This is a genomic window from Bacillus sp. TH19, assembly GCF_016651075.1.
GTDB classification, from domain to species: Bacteria; Bacillota; Bacilli; order Bacillales; family Bacillaceae_G; genus Bacillus_A; species Bacillus_A mycoides.
This window is the reverse complement of the sequence record NZ_JAEKEO010000007.1, coordinates 1,992,008-2,009,147: the sequence shown is the minus strand read 5'-3', so window position 1 is coordinate 2,009,147 and position 17,140 is coordinate 1,992,008. Positions and strand designations below refer to the sequence as shown.

Annotated in this window: 20 protein-coding genes; 6 read left to right on the top strand and 14 right to left on the bottom strand. The window is 36.4% G+C overall.

What is annotated here, in order from left to right:
* Positions 1 to 2: 2 nt before the first annotated feature.
* Positions 3 to 455 (bottom strand): anaerobic ribonucleoside-triphosphate reductase activating protein, encoded by a 453-nt coding sequence (nrdG, locus tag JFU54_RS14205; protein ID WP_002137702.1) that lies wholly within the window; start codon positions 453 to 455, stop codon positions 3 to 5.
* Positions 452 to 2,308, bottom strand: coding sequence for an anaerobic ribonucleoside triphosphate reductase (locus tag JFU54_RS14200; protein WP_201064841.1), 1,857 nt, complete (start codon positions 2,306 to 2,308; stop codon positions 452 to 454). Before JFU54_RS14200 ends, nrdG begins: the two co-directional genes overlap by 4 nt.
* 225 nt (positions 2,309 to 2,533) lie before the next feature.
* Between JFU54_RS14200 and plsY the strand changes: the two genes are divergently transcribed.
* Positions 2,534 to 3,130: a glycerol-3-phosphate 1-O-acyltransferase PlsY gene (gene plsY / locus JFU54_RS14195; protein ID WP_002014306.1), complete on the top strand. Its 597-nt coding sequence runs from the start codon at positions 2,534 to 2,536 to the stop codon at positions 3,128 to 3,130.
* Positions 3,131 to 3,239: 109 nt separating this feature from the next.
* Positions 3,240 to 3,530, top strand: coding sequence for a HesB/YadR/YfhF family protein (locus JFU54_RS14190; RefSeq protein ID WP_002033558.1), 291 nt, complete (start codon positions 3,240 to 3,242; stop codon positions 3,528 to 3,530).
* Between the two features lie 77 nt (positions 3,531 to 3,607).
* Here JFU54_RS14190 and JFU54_RS14185 read toward each other — a convergent pair whose 3' ends face one another.
* Complete coding sequence (locus JFU54_RS14185) at positions 3,608 to 4,027, bottom strand: acyl-CoA thioesterase (RefSeq protein WP_002142699.1); 420 nt, start codon at positions 4,025 to 4,027, stop codon at positions 3,608 to 3,610.
* A gap of 109 nt (positions 4,028 to 4,136) precedes the next feature.
* Between JFU54_RS14185 and JFU54_RS14180 the strand changes: the two genes are divergently transcribed.
* Positions 4,137 to 5,429, top strand: coding sequence for a glycoside hydrolase family 18 protein (locus JFU54_RS14180; RefSeq protein ID WP_002066644.1), 1,293 nt, complete (start codon positions 4,137 to 4,139; stop codon positions 5,427 to 5,429).
* Positions 5,430 to 5,507: 78 nt separating this feature from the next.
* Here JFU54_RS14180 and sspN read toward each other — a convergent pair whose 3' ends face one another.
* From sspN to JFU54_RS14145, 7 genes are all read right to left on the bottom strand, one after another.
* Entirely contained in the window at positions 5,508 to 5,642 is a 135-nt protein-coding gene (gene sspN / locus JFU54_RS14175; protein ID WP_000527988.1) for an acid-soluble spore protein SspN, read from the bottom strand.
* A 43-nt stretch (positions 5,643 to 5,685) separates the two neighbouring features.
* Positions 5,686 to 5,829: an FbpB family small basic protein gene (locus JFU54_RS14170; protein WP_002014298.1), complete on the bottom strand. Its 144-nt coding sequence runs from the start codon at positions 5,827 to 5,829 to the stop codon at positions 5,686 to 5,688.
* A gap of 131 nt (positions 5,830 to 5,960) precedes the next feature.
* Positions 5,961 to 6,908 carry a 3'-5' exonuclease gene (locus JFU54_RS14165; RefSeq protein ID WP_016100849.1) on the bottom strand — a complete coding sequence of 316 codons (948 nt, stop codon included), beginning with the start codon at positions 6,906 to 6,908 and terminating at the stop codon, positions 5,961 to 5,963.
* A gap of 115 nt (positions 6,909 to 7,023) precedes the next feature.
* The gene (locus JFU54_RS14160; RefSeq protein WP_002128499.1) at positions 7,024 to 7,599 is read right to left on the bottom strand and encodes a TlpA family protein disulfide reductase; all 576 of its coding nucleotides are present in this window, start codon (positions 7,597 to 7,599) and stop codon (positions 7,024 to 7,026) included.
* Positions 7,600 to 7,763: 164 nt separating this feature from the next.
* The gene (locus JFU54_RS14155) at positions 7,764 to 8,432 is read right to left on the bottom strand and encodes a transposase (protein WP_201064838.1); all 669 of its coding nucleotides are present in this window, start codon (positions 8,430 to 8,432) and stop codon (positions 7,764 to 7,766) included.
* Positions 8,433 to 8,571: 139 nt separating this feature from the next.
* Positions 8,572 to 8,784, bottom strand: a complete 213-nt coding sequence (locus tag JFU54_RS14150; RefSeq protein WP_078205708.1) for a hypothetical protein — start codon at positions 8,782 to 8,784, stop codon at positions 8,572 to 8,574.
* Positions 8,785 to 9,113: 329 nt separating this feature from the next.
* Positions 9,114 to 10,244 (bottom strand): RNA-guided endonuclease InsQ/TnpB family protein, encoded by a 1,131-nt coding sequence (locus tag JFU54_RS14145; RefSeq protein WP_201064831.1) that lies wholly within the window; start codon positions 10,242 to 10,244, stop codon positions 9,114 to 9,116.
* Between the two features lie 192 nt (positions 10,245 to 10,436).
* Between JFU54_RS14145 and JFU54_RS14140 the strand changes: the two genes are divergently transcribed.
* Positions 10,437 to 10,766, top strand: a complete 330-nt coding sequence (locus JFU54_RS14140) for a YmzC family protein (RefSeq protein WP_078204935.1) — start codon at positions 10,437 to 10,439, stop codon at positions 10,764 to 10,766.
* A 22-nt stretch (positions 10,767 to 10,788) separates the two neighbouring features.
* On the opposite strand, the gene JFU54_RS14135 is transcribed toward JFU54_RS14140, so the two are convergent.
* Both JFU54_RS14135 and acnA read right to left on the bottom strand, forming a co-directional pair.
* The gene (locus tag JFU54_RS14135) at positions 10,789 to 12,504 is read right to left on the bottom strand and encodes an ABC transporter ATP-binding protein (RefSeq protein ID WP_201064830.1); all 1,716 of its coding nucleotides are present in this window, start codon (positions 12,502 to 12,504) and stop codon (positions 10,789 to 10,791) included.
* Between the two features lie 69 nt (positions 12,505 to 12,573).
* Positions 12,574 to 15,297: an aconitate hydratase AcnA gene (gene acnA, locus JFU54_RS14130; RefSeq protein WP_201064827.1), complete on the bottom strand. Its 2,724-nt coding sequence runs from the start codon at positions 15,295 to 15,297 to the stop codon at positions 12,574 to 12,576.
* Positions 15,298 to 15,585: 288 nt separating this feature from the next.
* On the opposite strand from acnA, the gene sspO reads away from it, so the two are divergent.
* The gene (gene sspO, locus JFU54_RS14125; protein ID WP_002033549.1) at positions 15,586 to 15,735 is read left to right on the top strand and encodes a small acid-soluble spore protein O; all 150 of its coding nucleotides are present in this window, start codon (positions 15,586 to 15,588) and stop codon (positions 15,733 to 15,735) included.
* 37 nt (positions 15,736 to 15,772) lie between these two features.
* On the opposite strand, the gene pdaB is transcribed toward sspO, so the two are convergent.
* Positions 15,773 to 16,498 carry a polysaccharide deacetylase family sporulation protein PdaB gene (gene pdaB / locus JFU54_RS14120; RefSeq protein ID WP_002066634.1) on the bottom strand — a complete coding sequence of 242 codons (726 nt, stop codon included), beginning with the start codon at positions 16,496 to 16,498 and terminating at the stop codon, positions 15,773 to 15,775.
* 46 nt (positions 16,499 to 16,544) lie between these two features.
* Positions 16,545 to 16,808: a hypothetical protein gene (locus JFU54_RS14115; protein ID WP_002014282.1), complete on the bottom strand. Its 264-nt coding sequence runs from the start codon at positions 16,806 to 16,808 to the stop codon at positions 16,545 to 16,547.
* A gap of 121 nt (positions 16,809 to 16,929) precedes the next feature.
* On the opposite strand from JFU54_RS14115, the gene JFU54_RS14110 reads away from it, so the two are divergent.
* On the top strand, positions 16,930 to 17,073 hold the full coding sequence (locus JFU54_RS14110; protein WP_002014281.1) for a small acid-soluble spore protein P: 144 nt from the start codon (positions 16,930 to 16,932) through the stop codon (positions 17,071 to 17,073).
* Positions 17,074 to 17,140: the final 67 nt, after the last annotated feature.

Here is a 17,140-nt window from a genome sequence, read left to right as displayed (position 1 = left end):
TTTTACTCTTTCAATCGAATAATACGTTGATTGGAGCTTCCGCGAAATGGAAGTGTTAAATCTTTTTTCTCGATTTCAAATCTTCCATCGACTAAAACATCCCCATACTGTAACAACTCTATCATATCATTATTTCGAGAACTCTGTATCTCTTCTAACGTATAACCTGTATACATCCATAGATTTTTTTTCAAATCTTTCACAGCTTTTGCTACTTTTTTCACTTCGGCAGCTTGGAAGAATGGATCTCCACCTGAAAATGTTACATCTGTTAATGAATTACTTTCAATCTCTTTCACAATTTCTTCTACCGTCATTTCAGTTCCATTGCAAACATTCCAAGATTTCGGGTTATGGCACCCGAAACAACGATGCGGACAGCCCGCAAAAAACACGACTGTCCGCAACCCTTCTCCATCTACTACACTATCATGAATGATATTCATAACTTTCATTTATGCTTCACCCGATCCATCTCTTCACTACGTTTCGCACTATTCCACTTCGACATATCTCCTACAAGATAGCCCGTTATACGGCGAATTCTTTCTATATTAGCCTCATCTTCATTTCCACAGCTTGGACATTCATTCCCAATAACTCCGTGATAACTACAGCACTTACAACGATCAACAGGATGATTTATTGAACCGTACCCAACGCCATTCTCTGCCATCGCTTGCACAATTTGCTTTAATGCCTTTTTGTTATGCATAGCTGCTCCGTCTAGTTCAATATACGTAATATGTCCCCCGTTACATAGGGCATGGAAAGGTCCTTCTAAACGAATTTTATTTATCGCTTGAATGTTATAATAAACTGGAATATGGAATGAATTCGTATAGTAATTATGGTTCGTTATACCGCTAATCTCACCAAATTCTTCTCTATCTTTTTTCACAAACTTACCTGATAAACCTTCTGCAGGCGTTGCAATTACAGAGAAATTGAGTTGATGTTCTTCCATCGCCTTATCCATTCTCTCTCTCATAAAGGAAATAATTTCATATCCAAGCTTCCACGATTCTTCATTTTCTCCATGATGCTTTCCAGTTAACGCTACTAAACATTCTGCAAGACCGATAAAACCAAGACTTAACGTCCCTTGTTTTAAAATCGGTGCCACAGCATCTTCAGGTTGTAACGTCTCTCCACCACGCCATACACCTTGTGAATATAAGAACTGAAAATCTCTTGCTCTCTTTGTACATTGATAAGCAAATCTCTCTAATAATTGCTTAACGCCTAAATCTAAATAATAACTTAGCGCTTCAAAAAACGCTTCTTTTGAACCACTAATTAGCGCTAATTTCACTAAATTAATAGAAGTAAACGATAAATTCCCTCTTCCAATTGCTGTTTCTTCCCCATGTATATTAGACATAACACGAGTACGGCACCCCATATAACATACTTCACTTTCAGGTCGACCATCATAATGCACAGCATTAAACGGAGCATCTAAAAACGAAAAGTTAGGGAATAATCGCTCAGCGGTCGTTTCTAACGCTAATTCAAATAAATCATAGTTCGGATCACACTCTTCAAAGTTCACGCCTTTTTTCATTTTGAAAATTTGAATAGGAAAAATCGGTGTTTCCCCTTTACCAAGTCCAGCTTGCGTCGCTTTTAAAAGTTGCTTAATTAAAAGTCTTCCCTCTTTCGATGTGTCTGTTCCGTAGTTAATAGAAATAAATGGTACTTGTCCCCCGCCCCTACTATGCATACTATTTGAATTATGAACGAAAGCCTCACACGCCTGATACGTATCATTTTCTGTCTCTTTCCATGCAAATTCCTCTATTTGTTCTTTCGTAAGCGGATATGACTGTAGTCGTTTTTTATGTCTCTTTACTGTTTTTCTCACATATGGAGCTAAATCAATATCAAAGAGTGCAAACGATTGACCACCGTGTTGCATATTTTGATTCGCCTGAAAAATAATTGAAGAAAGCGCCAACGCACTTTTAATGTCTTGCGGTTGTCTCATATGTCCATGTCCAGTATGAAAACCGTTAGCTAGCATTTGCGCTAACGGAATTTGCGAACAAGTCGTCGTTCCTGTTGCATAAAAATCTAAATCATGTGGATATAATATATTTTGATTTATCGCTTTTTTCACTTGATCTGATAATAATTTTTCTACTGCATAATACTTTGCGCTCTCAGATGCGAACGTTCCCATTACTCCCATTGGAGATCGACCATCTACATTTGCATTTTCCTGCATTAAATCTTGTTCATTACCGTGGATAATTGTCTCAAATACTTTCATTAATTCTTCTCCACGTACATTTTGTTTCAACATTCATAACCCTCCACCAACATGTTGTTTTCTTTTGATTAAAATCATACAACATATAGTTCTTCTGTTCCTGTGAAAAATGTAACATTCCTGTGAAAGTTTTTTTAAAAATTAATGACTTTTTCATTTATAAAAAAGAAATGTGCTCTTTACAAATGTATGGTACAATAAATGGGAAAAACTCTTTTTACCCTTTATCAACACATTTGTATAAAGGAGACTGAACTCATGGTTATTACATATCTTTTATTTATCGTTGCCTATCTACTCGGTTCGATTCCATTTGCATTAGTCGTTGGAAAAATTGGTTATGGAATCGACATTCGTGAGCATGGAAGCGGTAATCTAGGCGGAACAAATACATTCCGTACATTAGGGAAAAAAGCAGGTTTTATCGTAACAATTGCTGACATTTTAAAAGGTACATTAGCAACAGGTCTACCGATTATTTTCGGGTCAGATATTCACCCACTATGGTTTGGATTAGCCGCTGTTCTTGGACATGTCTATCCGATCTTCGCAAAATTCCGCGGGGGGAAAGCAGTTGCAACTTCTGCTGGGGTGCTATTATGCTATTCACCAGTTGTTTTTGCAATATTAGCTGTTGTCTTTTTCAGCCTTTTATTTACAACAAGATACGTATCACTTTCTTCTATGATAACAGCTGTCGTTGCTGTTATTGCATCCATTGTTAGCGGGGATAAAATCTTCATTATTGCGATGTGTTTATTAGCAGGTATGGTTATTTATAAACACCGTGCAAATATCGGACGAATTATAAATAAAACTGAACCAAAAGCAAACTTTTCAAAAAAGCAAAAATAAGATCGTAACCCACATAACGCAAAAAGAAAACGTGAAGCATATTAATAGCGTCTTTTTGCGTTATTTTTTATACTAAAAGAAAAAGCAACATAATTTGGAGGAACTATACATGAATCTTTCCGTAACAAAAGAAGCAGCACAATGGTATAAAAACGAATTAAACTTACAATCGGGTGAAACAATACGCCTTTTCGTACAATACGGCGGTTGCAGTACTGTGCAAAAAGGACTTTCTTTAGGTATTCGTAAAGATGACCCTGCGCACCCTGCTGTTCAAACTCAAGAAGAAGGTATTAACTTCTTTATTGAAGGCGATGATGAGTGGTTCTTCGATGGACATAATTTATTAGTTACACTTAACGACGGTGATGATTTCCCTCAATTTAATTATGAAAAATAAAAAAGCGTGGCTTCTGCCACGCTTTTTTTATCCCACTATTTGCGGGTAGTAAGACCCCCACTGATTAAAGTTTCACTTTATTTCTTTTTAATTTCCTCATATTTCGCATACCACTCAGGATATAATTTTTTAAATGATACAGGGCGGAAACCTTCTTTTTTCGCACAAATATTCGTCGTGCTTGCAGTAATACAAAGTTCGCCATCACTATTATAAATTTCATATCCATATACAACGCGGAGCGGGCTCACAGTATCAACCCACGTTTTCACAATAGCTTTTTCGCCGTAACGCATCGCTTTACGATATGAAATTTGCAAGTCTAATACAGGAGAAATAATTCCCTCTTTCTCCATTTCAACATATGAAAATCCTAATTCTTGTATAAGTTTAGTGCGCCCAAGTTCCAGCCACACTAAATAGTTTGAATGGTAAACAACACCCATCTGGTCTGTTTCCGCATAGCGGATTTCAACTTCATGTTCTGCTACAAACATTTCTATTCGCCTTCTTTCACTTCTGCTACCTTGCATACATTTAATCATAATACAGTGGAATCAAAAATAAAATAAAAACAGTGAATCTTTTACCGAAAGGGGCAAGCACATGATCCAAATTGTAACTGTTCGTAGCGGTGATAGTGTTTATGGTTTAGCATCAAAGTACGGATCTACACCTGAAGAAATTGTAAAAGACAATGGACTAAATCCAGCTGAAACACTCGTTGTTGGTCAGGCACTTATCGTTAATACAAAAGGCAATAATTATTATGTACAGCCAGGTGACAGCCTTTATCGAATTTCTCAAACGTATAACGTCCCTCTCGCCAGTTTAGCTAAAGTTAATAACCTTTCATTAAAATCTATTCTCCATGTCGGACAGCAATTATATATACCGAAAGGAACAAAACGAGCAGTAGAATCCATTGCTTATTTACAGCCTTCAACAATACCGATAAAAGAAAGTTTAGTAAATGCTACACGTGCTATTAATCCATTTTTAACATATTTAGCCTACTTCAGCTTTGAAGCAAAAAGAGACGGCACTTTAAAAGAACCGACGGAAACAGCGAAAATCGCTAATATTGCAACGCAAGGTAACACCATCCCTATGCTCGTTATTACAAATATTGAAAATGGAAATTTCAGTGCCGATCTGACCTCGGTTATTTTACGCGATGCAACAATTCAAAACAAGTTTATTACTAACATTTTGCAAACAGCTGAAAAATATGGCATGCGAGACATTCATTTCGATTTCGAGAGTGTGGCACCTGAAGATCGCGAAGCGTATAATCGTTTTTTACGAAATGTGAAAACACGCTTACCTAGCGGGTACACATTAAGTACAACACTTGTACCGAAAACGAGCTCAAATCAAAAAGGGAAATTTTTTGAGGCTCACGATTATAAAGCACAAGGACAAATTGTAGATTTCGTCGTCATTATGACATACGACTGGGGTTGGCAAGGTGGACCACCGATGGCGATTTCCCCAATTGGTCCTGTAAAAGAAGTACTTCAATATGCAAAATCTCAAATGCCTCCACAAAAAATTATGATGGGGCAAAATTTATATGGATTTGATTGGAAACTTCCTTTCAAACAAGGGAATCCACCCGCAAAAGCAGTTAGCTCTGTCGCAGCTGTTGCACTTGCTCGTAAATACAATGTTCCAATCCGCTATGATTTCACAGCCCAAGCTCCACATTTTAATTACTTTGATGAAAACGGCGTACAACACGAGGTTTGGTTTGAAGATTCGAGGTCTATTCAAAGTAAATTCAATTTAATGAAAGAACAAGGCATTGGCGGTATTAGTTACTGGAAGATTGGTCTACCATTCCCACAAAATTGGCGTTTACTCGTTGAAAACTTTACAATTACGAAAAAAGGCTGACGAAAGTCAGCTTTTTAAATATTTTTTTACAATATTATCCAAACACACAAAAAGGAGAATGATGACATTCTCCTTTTTTTAACCGTTATCAACAATTGGTTGTTTGCCAGTTTGGTCTTGCATTTGCTTCCCTTTATTGCCACCAGCTTTTTTCGATTGTGTTCCAATTTGATTTGGTGCAAAGTCTTTTGAATTCTTTTTCGGATTACCCATTACTATCGCCTCCTTAACACTAGTATCGTACTAGTGTTAAGAATTATTCAGCCTGCTTAAAAAGTTTCATTTCATAACGTTTTTCAATTCGTTTTTCAATTCGATCCATTGCATCACGATCGCTTAATAATTGTTGTTTATTTTCATTTACAAGTTCTTCAAACGATCTACGGCGACTTCTTCTCATGTTGCTCACCCTTTCTTCTACGCTTTCTTATTACATAGTATGAGCAAATGAAAAACTCTTTAATCAGATTTGCAAGAAAATTTTATGTTTTGATAAAAAATCCCATGCGCATATATTGCACATGGGATTTTTTACACCATCGTATTTAAATATTTTTTAATTTCTTCATCCGCATTTACTTTATTTGCTCTATATTCATCCAGCGCTCGTAATACAGAATCGTATTCTGCTACAATGTAGCTCTCTAGCTTCAAAATGTCCTCTACACTGTCAATCATAATTCTCGTGTTGCCAATCTCACTTTTCAATGCTGCCTCGTATGTTAAGCTCGTACAAATTTCTCTTACATCGTCTTCCATTTTTTCTGTTAACACATATTTCTTTCGCCCTTTGACCTTTAACCTTATAATTGGGTAAAAGGCTTTTATATCTAAATAACTCCCAACATTCATACAACGAATCCACTCAATATCACGTTTATTTCGTACAAGCATTTCTTTTACTGCTTCAAATACCGCTGTTTCATCAAGTACTTCCTTATTCGCTTTTCTTTTTCCTTCTTCTTCAACCGCTGCACATTTTTGATAAACAGCCGCACACGTAATACAGTCGTCAAATGCATTATGAGAACTTAACCGAATTCCAAGCATTCGTTTTAACGTTTCAAGTTTATGATTAGGCGCATGCTTCATATATTTTTTCGCTAAAAATACAGTATCAATAACGTTATTTTTAGGCTCAGGTAGTCCAAGCATATTTACATTACTTTTTAAAAAACGCATATCAAAAGATGCATTATGAGCGACAATAACATTTGTATGTAAAAATGCTAAAAATAAAGGTAATACTTCTTCAATCGTCGGTGCATCTGAAACACGATAATTTGTAATACCTGTTAAACTTGTTATTCGGTCCGGAATTGAACGCTCTGGATTCACATAAGAAACAAATTGATCTACTAGTTCATGATTATGATATTTCACTGCTGCGACTTGAATAATTTTATCATTATAAGGGTTAAATCCTGTTGTTTCAAAATCAATTACAACATAATCTAACGGTAAGGATATATTCCCCACTCCAAACACTCCTTTACCTCTAAACGTTTATATTTCTTTTATCATAACATGCTGCTATCACTACGTGAAAAAGAAAAGGCAGAAATGGTAACTTTCCACCTCTACCTTTTCACCGTTATTTTAATTTAGCAATCCGTTTCTCCATCTCTTTTTGCGTCATCGGTCCAATGAACTTATCTTGAATGACACCTTCTGTATCAATAAAATAAGAAGTTGGAATGGTAATTACTTTATACGCTGTTGTCACATCAATGTTCTTGTCCAATAAAATAGGAAAAGTAATTCCTTTTTCTTTAGCGAAGTTCCTTACCTTTTCTTCTCCCCCTCCTTTTTCTGAAGGAGTATAGTTTATAGCTAAAATTTCTACGTTTTCTTTATGTTCTTTATAAAAGGCCTCCATATCAGGCATTTCTTGCTGACAAGGCCCACACCACGTTGCCCAAAAGTTTAAAATAACTTTCTTTCCTTTTAAATTGGATAACTTTACATTCGTTCCATCTATCTTTGCTAATTCAAAATCTGGTGCGCTCTTTCCAATTTCAATACCGTTCCTTGCGAAAATCTCTTTCATAGCAGCTTCACTTTTGGCAGGCTTTTCTTGCATTACTTGATCCTCTTTACCAAACTGTTCATAAGCTGCATATCCCGCTAAACAAAGTAACACTACAATAATGGTAAGCTTCCGCCACATATTATATCACCCTTACGTGTTTATCTTCTTATTACATAATCACCAAAATACTATATACCTTATTTTAGCTTATACGGACAAGCTTGGAAATATTCACATTCGAAATAGTTAGAATATTTATAGTCTAGATGAAATATTTCCCTTTTTATCACATAATTAGTTCATCACCGAAAGTTGGGGGTGACAAAATCAACGCCCGTTTCCAAGCGAAGACGTAGGAAGAAATGACTATCATTTCTATAACCAAAACCACGTCTTTTGATTAGTTTAATTTCATTATTTGTGCCTTCCATAATGCCATTTGAAAGTGGTGAAAGAATCGTATCAAGTAATGCTTTTTCACGTGCAATCAAGGTTTTAACGATTTTTGAAACAACACCACATTGCACGATAAATCCTCTTTCTTCCTCGGTTAAATTACGCGGACGACGTGCAAGGCAACGATCGATAAAACGTACTTTGTGATGCTTTTTCGCTTCATTTAAATAACGTCTGCGTCTACGTAATGCTTCAGTGAAAAACTGGATTAAATGAAAGCGATCCAGTACGTGAACCGCTTCTTGAAAAACGGATTGAATTGCATTCGCCACGGCTGGTGCAAAATCACTAACCACCGCTTTGATGTTTCCTGTTACCTTCGATAAGACCGAGGCAATCGCCAAAATACGTCCAGTTTCTGCATTTAACACGCTTGTCGCATAAGAATGCCCTTTACGTATCGCAAACTCATCTACACAAATGTGTTGCGCCTCTTCTTCAACAAGTTGTTCGGGCGCATAGAAATAAAACCAGCGTTCTAATGTCGTATAAGGAACACCATATTCTCGTGCCACATCTGACAAGGTGCGCCAATGACAACGACACACAATTTTACGGCGAAATGAAGCCGTGGAAGAACGAATTAACCCAAGTCCATAATCATATGTAAATGTAAAGCCGCAGCACGTACAACGGTGGCGAGGAACGGCAAGTTCAATTCAGAGTTGTACCAATATGCCAAGCAAAGCCATGGCGCAAACGACGAATCGCGGATTCATGACGATGTGTTTTTCCAAAACAAATCGGACAAAGAACAGATTGTGGTGGGGCTTGAACGGGAAAAACAGCTGGTTCTTTCTCGGAAGGCAAAGCAATTGTAAAAAAACATGGTAATGGCAAAATCATTTTGATAAACTTAGAGTACAAAGTGAAAACTCCTCTCGTGGTTTGTCTCGACAACAATTACGATACGGGAGTTTTCACTTTGTTTACAGTCTTTTATGGAAAAAAATTCAACTTCCCTTAATTCAACCCCAAGTTATGGTGATGAACCATATAATTAGAAATAAATACAAAACTTGCGAGGATATATATTTTACAATTACTTATCAACCGATACGATAAACTTAACTAAATCTATACAATTCAATCAAATTCACACAAGTTAGTGCTTCAAAGTGTTCTCGCAACCCCGAAGGGACGAGGGGTATAACACTCCACACGAGGCAGTATCGTTACCTCATATTACCAAGCATTTATTTTACCCATCTTGATAGATTTATCGAAGCATTTAAATCCCTATCGTGATGGCTATTGCACCCAACACAGTCCCATTCACGAATCTTTAAACTCCACTGTCCTTCTGGTTGAACTGAATGGTCGTATTTAACGCTACAACATGAGCAAATCTTGCTTGAGGCGAACCATTTATCAGCTTTTACATACTCAATGCCATACTTCTCGCACTTGTATGATAAACATTGAAAGAAGAAGTTTAATTTTTGAAATGAAAATGCTTTCGATAGTTTTTTGTTTTTTAACAGGTTTGAGATAGATAAGTCTTCCACAACAATCCTCATTGGTTTGGTTTTCACCAATTTAGCTGTTGCTTGATGGATATGGTTATTTCGGATATTCATAATTTTCCTAGATAACCGCAGGTGCTCAGTTTTAGCTTTTTCATATCCGGCAGATTGAAATTTCACACCTTTTTTAAATCTCCTAGACATATCTCTTTGCGCTGACTTTTTCCTTTTCAAAAGTTTTTTAACCTTAGCATCTTTGTTTATATTTCGTTCTTTCGTACCATTAGAAGCTACAAACAACTCTTTTAAACCAACGTCCACACCAATCGACTCATTGGTTAGTTCTTGTGGTTCGAATTCTTCTTTGAACCCTACACTAATCCACCAGTGACGACCATCAAATGTAACTCTTGGATTTGATGGTTTTTTATTTCTTGGTAGTTGTTGGCTTGTTTTCACTTCTCCAATAGACTGAATATCAACTACTTTCTTTCCTATAATCAGTCTTTCATAATTGGCATAAAATCCTTGAATTAAATCTTTTTTGGATTTATAAGAAGTGTGATAACCATTTTTGTACTTTTTGAACGAATTTCTTCTCGCCTTATCAAAATCTTTTGAAGCCTGTTTTGGAACTTGTGCGTTGATGTCATTTAACCACTCATATCTCTTTCGCTTCTTGATCTTTGTAAATCGTTTCTGTAAAGCTAACTGTGAAACAGATTTTCCGAATAGCTTATAGTATCTATCACTGATTCTTTTACAATAGTTATAAGCAAATCTTGAAGCCCCAGCATGATTTCTAAGCACTTTTTCTTGTTCAGGCGTTGGAATCAGTCTGACTTTCTTCGCCAATATCATCAGAAGTCAACTCCTTAATCATCTGATTAATTTTTTCTGCTTTCGCAACATTCACGCTCACCATTTCTAGCCACGTTGTAGTTCAATCAGCTTTAGGGATTGCCCGCAGTTAACCCTCACTACTAGCCAATCACTTGACTAGCAGGGCTTACTGATATATTTAATTAGCTTTGGTTATAATTGGTTAAATAAATCGTAACAGTTAGTTACCCTATTAGTAAAGAACTTCGCTATATACGAATATGTTTAGTTGTTTTAGTAATCGTTCTTTTATTTTTCAACGGTGAAAGAGTTGTTGAAATTTCTACAAATCATGATGCCGTAGAAAACGTTTCAACCAGTAATATGACACAGATTGCTGAAAATACATTTGCTATTCAAGAATATAATCCATCACTAAGTAGCGAACGTACGGTCAAAATTTTCAAATATAATCCGGATACAAATCACCTTACTCTAGTCAAAGAGTTTAGCACTAACGATACTGAGTCTTATACGTATCAACTTAATAAGAGTGAATAAAGATAAGAGCGCTATGTAGCTCTTATCTTTTTATTAGTATCTCTTTAAACAATGACTTACACGTTAATAATTCTCTAGGATCCCCGCATTCCACCATAATTCCATTCTTCATGACAACAACCCGATCTGCTATCATCGCCCTCTCGACATCATGTGTCGTCACAATTCTCGTTACATTCCCCCCTAGCCCTTTAAGCATATTCCAAACCACTTCTTGATTGCTCAGATCTAATCCCGCAGTCGGTTCATCTAGAATAATGAGGTTCGGATTTGATACAATCGCTCGCAATAACGCAAGACGCTTTCTCGCTCCTCCCGAAAACTCTTCACCGCTTTTATGTAGTACAGTCTGAATCCCTTTAGATAAACTCCTAATAATTGACTTCGCATTTACAAGTTCAATATTTTTTTCTAACTGTTTTTCTAAGACACCTTCCCCAAAATACATATTCTCTTTTACTGTCGTTCGAAAAAAACGAGGTTCCTGCCATATAGTAGTCATACGAGCTTTATTACCGTAATAAGCAATACTACCATTAGATGGTTTATATAAACCCATGATTAATTTTAAAAGCGTCGTTTTTCCTGCACCACTTTCCCCCACAATAATAACGAGTTCGCCAGGATTAATTTGCAAATGTATATTTTTAATTCTACATCTCTCTTCACCGTTCTCTTGAAATGAAACATTTGTTAATCTCATTCCCATCGCTCTCTCTACATTTCTGTATTCAGCCGGTATATCTAAAAAGCCAAAAACTCGATTTGTTGAAGCAATAGCAACTTGTGTCATCATCAATAAATCACTCGCATAACGAACTGGGAAAAATAACATCTCAATTGTAGCTAATACCGCCACAAGCGAACCGACTTCCATATCCCCTTTTATTATTTTTTTTGCTCCTATAATAAGAACAACTATATATGCTCCTGTTTCTATTACTGTTCCAACTATCCCAATACAATGTTGTATCATCGTCTTCCTTACTTCTGTTTTATAAGATTGTGCCGTCACTCCTTTAAACAAATGAATTGCCCATTTTTCTTTTTGTAAACTACGTAAATCTTGTATACCTTTTACAAACTGTGACATCATCTCTACAACACTTGATTGATTTTTTTGAGCAATACTTGCAATATTTCTTACTTTTCCCCCCATAAGCATTGGAACAATTGCACTTAAAAATAAAAACGGGGTTATCCACCATATGAACTGTACATCGATATGTTGTAGAGCTATGAACGCACCAATAAATTGTGCAATGGCGTGGATGTATTCTATTAATATAGATCCATATAACCTTACCCAATTCGGAATATCAGAAACGACTAATGTTTCTAACTCCCCTTGTTTTACCTTCTCACTTTCTTCAAACGGTAATAAGAAAAAATGACGTAATACATCTATACGCTTCTCTCGTAATATTCGCTGACTTACTTTTGAGCTTACATAATCAAAGAACAGATTGTTCACCCACATCAAAAAGCGACTCCCCGCAAACAAAGCAATATATACATACGTACCTTTTAACTCCCGCTGAATAATGTTATCTACAATTATCCCCATAAATAGCGGACGGGATAAATTTAAAATGGCAGCTACTATTCCGCTACAAATCGCACTAATTAGCAATAGCTTTTCTTGCAACAGCGGCAACATTATTCTTCTATACTCATTCATTGTCATTCTCCCAATTTTGCATAATAAAAGGAAAGGGATGAAACCAAATGGTTTCATCCCTTTCCCTCTGTACATAAAGCAAGGAAGCTAACAAATGTTAGCTTCCTTATCATTCATTTCAATTATTTAGTTTGATACTTTAGACTCTTCGATTTTCGAACGAAGAACCATTTGCAAGATACCACCGTGACGGTAGTAGTCAATTTCAACTTCACTATCGAAACGAGCTACTACTTCAAATTGCTTCTCTTTTCCTTCTGCATCGATTGCAACTACTTTTACAAGATCGCGTGGTCTAACCGTTTTGTCAATTTGAATTTCAAATGACTCGTCACCAACAAGACCTAATGTTTCAGCACTGTCGCCATCTTTAAATTGTAATGGTAATACGCCCATTAACACTAAGTTACTGCGGTGAATACGCTCGAAGCTTTCTGCGATTACTGCTTTAATACCTAATAAGTTTGTACCTTTCGCAGCCCAGTCACGAGAACTTCCCATACCGTAGTCTTTACCAGCAACAACTAGAAGGCCTGTGCCATCTTCTTTATACTTCATAGCAGCATCATAGATAGATGTTACTTCACCAGTTGGCCAATATGTTGTATATCCGCCTTCTGTTCCTGGTGCGATTTGGTTTTTAATACGGATGTTTGCAAATGTACCACGCATCATAACTTCATGGTTACCACGACGAGAACCGTAAGAGTTAAAGTCGACTGGTTGTACGCCGTTTTCTAGTAAATAACGTCCAGCTGGCGTGTGCTTACCAATTGAACCTGCTGGTGAAATGTGGTCTGTTGTTACAGAATCACCAAATTTACCAACTATGCGTAAACCTGATAACGTTTCAACTTCACCCGGCTCTTTAGATAATCCTTCGAAGAACGGTGGGTTTTGAATGTATGTTGAATCATTATCCCAAGTATATAAAGCTTCATTTGAAGTTTGGATTTCATTCCAGCGCTCATTGCTGTTAAATACTTGCGCATATTCTTTTTTGAACAATTCAGATGTAACAACACTTTGAACTACATCTTCAATTTCTTTAGCTGCTGGCCAAATATCATTAAAGTAAACAGCATTACCATTTACATCTTTACCGATTTCATCATTTTTTAGGTCAATATCAACAGTACCTGCAAGTGCATATGCCACAACAAGTGGTGGTGATGCTAAGTAGTTTGCTTTTACAAGTGGATGAATACGACCTTCAAAGTTACGGTTACCAGATAAAACAGATGTTACTAATAAATCATTTGCTGCGATTGCTTCTTCTAATTCCTCTGCTAATGGACCAGAGTTACCGATACAAGTCGTACAGCCGTAACCAACTGTTTGGAAACCTAATTGATCTAAATACGTTGTTAAACCAGACTTATCTAAGTACTCTGTAACAACTTTAGATCCTGGTGCTAACGATGTTTTTACGTAACCAGGTACTTTAAGTCCTTTTTCAATTGCTTTCTTCGCAACTAACCCTGCTCCAATTAACACGTACGGATTTGACGTATTTGTACAGCTTGTAATTGCAGCGATTGCAATTCCACCTGTTTTCATCGTTATTTCTTGATCTTTCAATGTAACTTTCACTTCTTTATCAAACTCTTGCTCATTGAATCCAAGTCCTTGTGTTCCAACTGGTGCTACAACAGCTTTATGGAACTCCTCTTTCATATTTGAAAGCGGGATTAAATCTTGCGGACGTTTCGGTCCAGAAAGGTTAGATTCGATTGTATTTAAATCAATTTCAACAAGATCAGTATAGATTGGATCTTTACTATCTGCTGTATAGAATAAACCGTTTGCTTTACAATATTCTTCAACAATGCGAATTTGCTCTTCATCTCTACCTGTTAAACGTAAGTATTCTAATGAAATATCGTCGATTGGGAAGAATCCACAAGTTGCACCGTATTCTGGTGCCATATTTGAAATTGTTGCACGGTCAGCTAAAGGCATACTCTTTAGTCCACTACCGAAGAACTCAACAAATTTACCAACTACACCTTTTTGACGTAACACTTGTGTTACTTTTAATGCAACATCAGTTGCTGTTGTACCACTTGGAAGTGTACCAGTTAATTTCACACCGATTACTTCAGGTACTGGGAAATATGAAGGCTGTCCAAGCATTCCTGCCTCTGCTTCAATACCACCAACGCCCCATCCAAGAACACCAATACCATTAATCATTGTTGTATGTGAGTCAGTTCCAACTAATGAATCTGGGTATGCAACTAAGTCACCTTCAGCATTTTTCACCGCATGAACAACCGGTGCTAAATATTCAAGATTTACTTGGTGTACAATACCTGTTGCTGGTGGAACTGCACGGTAGTTATCAAATGATTTCTGTGCCCAGCTTAAAAATTTATAACGTTCTTCATTACGTTTAAACTCTAAGTCCATGTTGAATGCAAGCGAGTCCGCTGTACCCGCTCTATCAACCTGTACAGAGTGGTCAATTACAAGGTCTACAGTAATTTCTGGATTAATTTTATCAGGATCTCCGCCCATATCTGCCATTGCTTTACGAAGCGAAGCCAAATCTACAACAGCTGGAACACCTGTGAAGTCTTGTAAGATTACGCGAGATGGTTTAAACGGAACATCGATATCTTGAACATCTTTCGTTCCCCATTTCGCTAAATTTGTAACATGTTCTTCTGTAATTACGCGTCCGTCTACTTGACGAAGTACAGATTCAAGTAAAACTTTCACGGAATATGGTAATTGAGATACGTTGCCAACCCCTGCGTTTTCAAGCGCTTTCAATTGATAATAATGATACGTCTTTCCATCTAGTTCAAAAGTTGCACGTGATTGAAATGGATTATGTTTGACCATTATGTTTCCCCCTGTTAAACGTGACTAATTTGTCTGAATATAAAATGTAGACAAACTTTTCAATACCTTACGATAATATCTTATTACAACTTTCTAAATAAGTAAATAATAAGAAACTTATGGATTATCATAAGTTTTCTTTATCTTTCTAAATTTGAATAGTGTCCATGCTCTTTATTAATACTATTACTATAAAGTAAAGCACTCTTTCAGCGTTTTACTTTACGTTCATATATGCTATGAACGACTCATGGTTCGTCTATAAAAAACATTATAGAGGTGAGAAAAATGGGTAAAAGAAAAGCCAATCATATTATTTCAGGAATGAATGCTGCATCCGCCCAAGGGCAAGGAACTGGCTATAATGAAGAGTTCGCAAATGAACCTTTAACTCCGGCAGAGCGACAAAATAATAAGAAACGAAAAAAGAATCAGTAACGAAAAATCCCAAAAGGTATACCTTTTGGGATTTTCTCTAATGTTTATAACGTAACAACTCCGAAACTGTTACAAATCGATAACCCTGCTTTTTCAGTTCAGGTAAAATTTTTGCTAATGCCGCCACTGTTTGACTACGATCACTTCCTCCATCGTGCAACAGTACAATATCTCCACTTTTAGCATTTTTCACAACATGATTTACTATGGATTCTGTACCTGGATTCGCCCAATCACGAGGGTCTTGATGCCATGACCATAGAACAATTTGATACCCAGCTTTTTTTGCCGTAGTAAATACAGCATCATTAATATATCCACCTGGTGGACGGAACAATAAAGGTTCTTTCACCCATTTTTCAAAATATTTCTTTCCATTTAAAATATCATGTTCTAATTTTTCATCTGATGAATTACTAGCATACAAATGATTCATCGTATGATTTCCGATTTCATGCCCTTCTTTCAACACTTGCTTTACTAAGTACGGATTACGCTGAACTCGAAAGCCAATCATAAAAAAAGTCGCTTCCGCTTTATATTGACGTAATAACTCTAATACTTGCGGTGTATAAGTTGGGTCCGGTCCATCATCAAATGTAATTGCAATAATTTTTTCATTATTTGGCACTTCCCATGTTACATAGCCAGTTGGCTCTAGCTCTTTTCTTAACAACATTTTAGCTTCCACTTTGTCCACTTGAAATATATGTACTGCACAAATTAAAGAAAAAATTGATAGAATAATTTTTCGTTTCAGCATAGTAGCACTAAAAGTAATGAGGTTGTTGAATTCACAACAACCTTTTTCACTTTTCTATTTGATCTACATTTCGCATAATATTTTGGAGATTACTTTCATATTGCTCAAGTTGTGGACGCTGCGTTTCTGATGCTACTTCAAGTGCATTTTGAATCTGTTCGTACGCCTCTTGCACTTCTTGGCGTAACTCTTTTAAATCATGGCCGTAATTCGGGTCATTTTTCACAATATTATTGAATATATTTTCCGCTTGAACAACCCCTTGCTGCGCAGCCTGAAAAGCCTGTTGCTTATCTTTATGATATGGCATAACACTTTCCCCTTCCTATATGAGTTAGTCCTACTTATCTTTACCCGTTTCTCAAAAAACATTCTCGTATAAATTCGCAAACTTCTCTCATTCTAAATAGGGAGAGGAGGTGTAAAATACAATGGGTAAAAACAATAATCAATCTAATCGTCAAAATGAGAAAAAAGGGCAATCTTCTGGACAGCCCGAACCTTTAAGTGGATCTCACAAAGTTAAAAATCGTAATCATTCACGTCAAAAAAATCATGCACATCATGATATGTAAAGCAAAAGTATTCACACACACTGTATCTTTCACATAAAATGTTTATATTTTTCTATTTGTTCTTCAC